The following is a 5,760-nucleotide window of genomic DNA, read 5'->3' as shown; positions in this document are numbered from 1 at the left end:
CCTCCGCCAAAAAACGGAGGTCTAGCAGGACTGGCATACTTTTATATCGGTGAGGCACGCCAGAAAATGGCGCACTTTATTCCCGGTGTTCTCACCGGTTCAATGATCTGAAGCATTCCGCCCCCCAAATGGTGCGGCCGCGCCCTGCTACGTCCTCTTTCCCCTCGCGGCTGGGGAGGGCGACACGTAGCAGGGCTTGAGTCCGACGGGCCGCCGCCGGTTTCCGATGTCGCCCTGCGAGATTTCTCAGGCCACGGGAGCGATGGCCGGATCGCCCAGTACGGCGACAGCACTCGCTACGATGCTGGTCCCTGACGCTTTGGTCAGAACCAGGCGCACGTACCGGTGATAGCCGTGGAAGCCGATCTTGAACGCGCCGTCCGCGGTGAGTTCGGCGGGGGCATTGCTGGCAACGAACTCGGTCGGCGCATCCACGAAGGTCGTGTTGTCGTCGCTGACCTCGATCTTCGCTCCGAACTTGCCGTCGCCGACGATGGCGCCCGTGGTCAGGACGAACGCCAGGCGACGGAAGCCCTTGATGTCGACAGCCGCGCCGGTGATGCTGGCAGCCTGGACCGCCGGGGTGATGGCGCCGACGACGCCGATGTTGGAATACAAATCACGCATTGGGGTACCTCCTTAGCTGGCCGCGATCCGCAAGCTGCGGAACTTGCCGGGCTGCAGGACGGCGCCGCCGACGCGCCGGGTGGCGTGCAGACGGGTGACGCCACGGCGGGCCTGGGTGAGCGGGTCAGACAGAACCGCCAGCGAAAGCCGGTCGACGATGCGATAGCCGGTGAAGTCGCCGGCGATGATCGGCGTCGCGCCAGCTGCCACGTCAGGCAGATCGACCATTTTCAGGACAGGCTTGCCCAGGATGGTTTCAGGCTGACCAGCGGCGAGACCCGGGTGCCAGAGATAATTGCCAGAACCGTCCTTTAGCTTGCGGACCGCCGCCAGAACGGAACCGTTCATGCCCCAGCGGAAACCCGTTGCGTTGCGGTGTGTCGCCGGGATTTTGTAGAGCAGATCGATAAGTGCATCAGCGGTGATGGCCGTGGCGTTCCCGCTCGCGGTGCTCTGGATCCGGGAATCGTTGAGCAGGCCGGTCGGCTGCTTGACACCGTCGCCCTTCAGAAAGGCGATGGCTTCCGACCGTCCGAAATCTTCGGCGAAGGCCAGCTGCACTTCAGCCACGGCCTGATCGCCGGAGTCGGCGATCAGTTCGTTGCTGAGATCGACGAAGGTTTGAAGCTTGCGGACCGGGACCTCTGCCATGCCGAACGCAGGCCGGGATTCTTCGCTCTCCTCCAGCTCGCCTTCCCACTGAGCATTGGTGATGCCAATGCGCGTCGGGTAGCGAACAGCGTCTGCGCCCGTCGTGCGAACGCTGGCGACACTCCGGATCGGGCTGAACTCGACCAGGTTACGGACGAACTCGCTGGCGACTTCAGCCGGCGCCATATAACCGGCCTGGGTGTCGCTGGAGACTGTCAGGGCGTTCAGCTTCTCGGCGGGCGTCTGATTGCCATGGCGCAGATAGGAGGCGAACGCCTTGCGTTCAAAGTTGTTGGACGGCGACCAGCTGTCAGACCCGCCGGTGCGCGGCCGGTTGGCGGCGGCCTCAATCCGGTCAACCTGCTCCTGCAGGTCCTTGTAACGATCGTCGTTGTTCGTCTTGAACTTGCTGAAGGCATCCATCACCTCGGCCAGTTCGTTTTCTGCAGTGCTCATGCATTCCTCGCGACAGTTGAGTTGGCGCTGTTCGCAGGAGCTGGGGCCATCCTCGTCGCGAGGATCGACAAATCATCTGAACGTCGCGAGCAGATGCAAAGCCGTTCTGCGGACATAAATCACGCAAGGTCAATTATCGCTGGAATTACACTCCGGGGAATACCCGGGCGATGTTCGTAGTGTTTCGCCGAGTGGGTTTCTGTTTCCGTCCCGGGGGTGTGATGTTGTTTGCGACCAGTGACGTGGCTAGGGTGATACCGCGATCAGATATTGAGACTCCATCAAAGAGCTACCCCCGGGGGGCACTCCTCCCGGGGGCTTTTCTTTTTGCGGGGCTTACTGCGCGATGTCGCGACGCAGCTGTTCGGCTTGATCCGCGCCGCCGCCCGATGGTCGGGCCCATTGCTTTTGCAGGACATCAGTGACGACGGCGGTTCTTCGCATGCACCGGCGGGGCGCTCCCGAATTGCAGCCCGCCACCCGGGTATGCGGAACAGGGGAAGCCCCTCCCCCGATCGCGGGCAATGTCACGGAACACGGCGCGCTTGGAGCCGTAGGCCGAGCGTCGCGAGCTATCGCGCCGGAGAATCGAACCGTTCGTTGTGGTAGCTCAGTGGTAGCTAGGAAGCGATTTTGAGGGGGTATTTTCAGGCCAACAACCTGAGCTAAGTGTTTGATTTTGTTGTTGGCGCGCCCGACACGATTCGAACGTGTGACCTTTGCCTTCGGAGGGCACAAAATTATGTTTCACGGAATTTGACTGCGTTGCAATTTCCCTTGTAATTCCAAAGGTTGAAGCCATATTCGTTGCACGATGTTTCACGGAATTTGCCGCGAAATCGTGCCACGGTGGCGACTCGGTGGCGACTCGAGTCGCCACGGATGGGGGAACTATGCCGACACTCAACCTGACAAGGCGGGCCATCATGGCTATCGGCGCAGTCGTGAAAACAACCACGTTCTATGACGCCACCCTGAAAGGTTTCGGGCTGGTGGTGCGCCCCAGCGGCTCCCGCTCCTGGATCGCGGAGTACCGACCAGGAGCCGGTGGCAGGAATGTTGCGAAACGCAGGATAGTAATCGGCTCGGCTAGCGCCCTGTCGCCAGAGCAAGCACGCGCTGAAGCTTTACAGATCTTGGCATCCGTCAGGCTTGGCGCTGATCCTGCTGCAGATCGTCAGACAGCCCGCGCTGATATGACTGTTTCTGAGTTGTGTGACATCTATCTGGCCGAGGGTTGCGCCCTGAAGAAGGCCTCCACGATCCTGACGGATCGGAGCCGCATCGCAAGTCATATAAAGCCCCTGATCGGCCGCAAGCGAGTGCGAGAACTCACCCGGCCGGATATTGAACGCTTTATGCGCGACGTCGCTGCGGGCAAGTCCGCGGCGGACACCAAGACAGGTAAGCAGGGGCGGTCAATCGTGCGCGGCGGAAAGGGAACCGCCACCCGCACCGTGCGGCTTCTGGGTGGAATTTTCACATGGGCCATCGCGCAGGGTTATCGTAGCGACAACCCGACCACCGGCATCGCCAAATTCCCGGACGGGTCTGGTGAACGCTACCTTTCCACGGAGGAACTGACCCGGCTTGGCGCCGCGATTGAGCAAGCTGAGACGTCCGGCGTGCCTCGCCCCCCGTCAACATCGAAGCACGCCTCGAAACTGCCAGAGAACCAACTGCTCACAATTGATCCGTGGGCCGCGGGCGCCCTGCGACTGTTGATCCTGACTGGCTGTCGTGTCGGCGAGATATTGAATCTCACCTGGCGCGACGTCGATACCGAGCGCGGCCTACTGTTTCTGCCTGATTCAAAGACCGGTCGGAAAACTGTCGTGCTGTCCGACGCAGCGCTGGCTATCCTTACGAGACTGCAGCGCGCAGGACGGTATGTCATAGCCGGAGCCTCAGCGGGCCAATCGGACGAGACTCCACGGCGGGACCTGAAGCGGCCTTGGGCGTTGGTGCGGCAGCATGCAGGCCTTGAGGATGTCCGTCTGCACGACTTGCGGCACTCCTTCGCCAGCATTGGCGCTGGGGCCGGGATGGGGTTGCCCGTCATTGGCAAACTGCTGGGGCACACACAGGCCAGCACAACGGCACGGTACGCCCATCTGGACGCAGACCCAGTGCGCAGGGCGGCGAATGTCATTGCCGGCAAAATTACCGCAGCGATGGAAGGCAAATCGGATGACCGATGACGACCACGATCCGAACGTCTGGATCCATGAAACATTGGACCGCCCTCCCCTGCGCATTGACGATCACACTGACGCACCGGCCCTTGCTGCGGAGTTGCGAGAGCGTCTGGAAGCGCTGCTGGCTGCGCACATGCTGGAACCGACGCCAGACGGCTGGCGGGACCTAGCGCTGGCCTTGGCGGCGAAGCACGAGCCAGCTTTTCAGATCGAGACGCCGGTGGATCGTGAAAGCCTTGGCGGTCGACCTGCAGGTTGGTCTCGTTTCGTGAATAGAAGCCGGATGAAATCCGCAATGCGAGCCGGACTGAATCAGAAACAGGCGGCCCAGCAAATTCACCGCGAGACTCCAGATGTATCGGCGAGCACCGCGCAAAATGCGATGAGCGGCGCCAAGCGCATCCCTGATCAAATGGCCCGCTGGCAATACGAGCGCATTCTGGACCGGGCCTTCCACGCCGCCGCCAAAGCGCTGTCCCGAAAATGACCCCGTATTAACGGGATTGCATCCGGGGCAACGTGAGTCCAACGCCGAACACCACGCGGCGACGGAGATCAACATGCATCTACGAGTGAAGGCGGCCGCGCATTACGTCGGCGTGAGCAAAAGCTTCCTGGACAAGGCGCGCTGTTATGGCGGAGGCCCCGCCTTTTTCAAAATCGGCGCTGCAGTCGTGTACGCGAAATCCGATCTGGATACCTGGATGGCTGATCGGCGCGCAACATCAACTTGGCAGGCGTCGAATGACAACAGGCCTGCGAATGGAAGGGCTGCGGCATGAGCGCGATCTTCCGGCGTGAGTGGTCTGCGATGATGTGGTCCAAGCTCAGCCCTCATGAGCAGGCCGAAAAATTCCGCTCTTGCGCTCTCGCGCAAGTCAAGAGCAGGCATCGACGTCTTCGAGCAGAAAAGATGTATTATGGTGCAAATGATGAGCCACTCCGCCATCACATTGAAGCAATTAATCGGTTCTCTGACCTAACTCTGCTGCATGGCCGAGATGACGATGCCGCCTGTGAGGCCGCCGTGCATCTTCTGTTGGCAGTAGACGGCGAATGCCGAGGAGGGATACCGGATGAGTTTCTATACGTCAGGGCCGGCGGCCCTCGTGTCAGGGCAACACTCCTGAAGAAAGGGTTCACACACGGCAATAGCGTCGGAGCGCTTTTCGTGAATGCGACGAGCAAGGTCGTGCTCCGAGAATATTTCCGAGAGGCCGGACATGACCTTCTCATGGACGCGAATGAACTAGATACCATAGAAGCGCTCCAGCGATCCGGGCGAACAGTTCGTCTGTACCGTGGAACAGGCAGACTTATTGAGCCGTACAACACTCGTTACCGCGGCATGTCATGGACGCGTGATCGTGCAACGGCAGAACGTTTTGCCAATGGAAATGCATGGGGTGGACGTTGGGCAGGTATTATGACCTGCGAATACCCAGTTCGTCACATCTTGGCTCTGTGGGAGACTTCTGGCCGCGAGCCGGAAGTAGTTATTGATCCGACGAAGGCGAAGAACATCAGCGTCGAAGATCACACCTACGTCGAGCCACTGGCCCGCGCCGCCTGACCATCCCCGCCACAACCTGAACAACCTACCCCGCCGGCAACCGTCGGCGGGAACGTCACCCCCTACCCAGGAGGCGCACATGCGCATTCTCAGAATCACCCCAGATCGAACAGGCGGCACGGTCGTCGCGCGGTTTGATCTTCAACTGACCGACGACGTCCGGCTGTATGGCCTGACCCTGCGTCAGGCGAAGAATGGCCACCGGTCAGATGTTCCAAACATTCATGGCCGTCACGTCGTGACGTTCACCCCGCA

The 5,760-nt window shown here is 60.7% G+C and carries 6 protein-coding genes; 4 read left to right on the top strand and 2 right to left on the bottom strand.

Annotated features, from left to right (window positions below):
- Positions 1–246: 246 nt before the first annotated feature.
- Together EV666_RS17940 and EV666_RS17935 are read right to left on the bottom strand one after the other, a co-directional pair.
- Positions 247–627, bottom strand: coding sequence for a hypothetical protein (locus EV666_RS17940; protein WP_132010998.1), 381 nt, complete (start codon positions 625–627; stop codon positions 247–249).
- Positions 628–639: 12 nt separating this feature from the next.
- Positions 640–1,734, bottom strand: coding sequence for a phage major capsid protein (locus tag EV666_RS17935; RefSeq protein WP_132010996.1), 1,095 nt, complete (start codon positions 1,732–1,734; stop codon positions 640–642).
- Positions 1,735–2,627: 893 nt separating this feature from the next.
- Here EV666_RS17935 and EV666_RS17930 point away from each other — a divergent pair.
- From EV666_RS17930 to EV666_RS17915, 4 genes are all read left to right on the top strand, one after another.
- Complete coding sequence (locus EV666_RS17930; protein ID WP_245514514.1) at positions 2,628–3,935, top strand: tyrosine-type recombinase/integrase; 1,308 nt, start codon at positions 2,628–2,630, stop codon at positions 3,933–3,935.
- Positions 3,925–4,419, top strand: a complete 495-nt coding sequence (locus tag EV666_RS17925) for a hypothetical protein (protein WP_132010994.1) — start codon at positions 3,925–3,927, stop codon at positions 4,417–4,419. The genes EV666_RS17930 and EV666_RS17925 overlap by 11 nt, the downstream gene beginning before the upstream one ends.
- A 73-nt stretch (positions 4,420–4,492) precedes the next feature.
- On the top strand, positions 4,493–4,714 hold the full coding sequence (locus tag EV666_RS17920) for a helix-turn-helix transcriptional regulator (RefSeq protein ID WP_132010992.1): 222 nt from the start codon (positions 4,493–4,495) through the stop codon (positions 4,712–4,714).
- On the top strand, positions 4,711–5,505 hold the full coding sequence (locus EV666_RS17915) for a hypothetical protein (RefSeq protein WP_132010990.1): 795 nt from the start codon (positions 4,711–4,713) through the stop codon (positions 5,503–5,505). Before EV666_RS17920 ends, EV666_RS17915 begins: the two co-directional genes overlap by 4 nt.
- Positions 5,506–5,760: the final 255 nt, after the last annotated feature.

This window comes from Camelimonas lactis (assembly GCF_004342915.1).
GTDB lineage: Bacteria > Pseudomonadota > Alphaproteobacteria > Rhizobiales > Beijerinckiaceae > Camelimonas > Camelimonas lactis.
Note: the sequence above shows the minus strand (reverse complement) of the source record. Positions and strands in the feature narration are given on the sequence as shown.

Coding starts and splice junctions, on each gene's coding strand:
- EV666_RS17940 (WP_132010998.1), bottom strand. CDS start 627: ATGCGTGATTTGTATTCCAACATCGGCGTCGTCGGCGCCATCACCCCG.
- EV666_RS17935 (WP_132010996.1), bottom strand. CDS start 1,734: ATGAGCACTGCAGAAAACGAACTGGCCGAGGTGATGGATGCCTTCAGC.
- EV666_RS17930 (WP_245514514.1), top strand. CDS start 2,628: ATGCCGACACTCAACCTGACAAGGCGGGCCATCATGGCTATCGGCGCA.
- EV666_RS17925 (WP_132010994.1), top strand. CDS start 3,925: ATGACCGATGACGACCACGATCCGAACGTCTGGATCCATGAAACATTG.
- EV666_RS17920 (WP_132010992.1), top strand. CDS start 4,493: ATGCATCTACGAGTGAAGGCGGCCGCGCATTACGTCGGCGTGAGCAAA.
- EV666_RS17915 (WP_132010990.1), top strand. CDS start 4,711: ATGAGCGCGATCTTCCGGCGTGAGTGGTCTGCGATGATGTGGTCCAAG.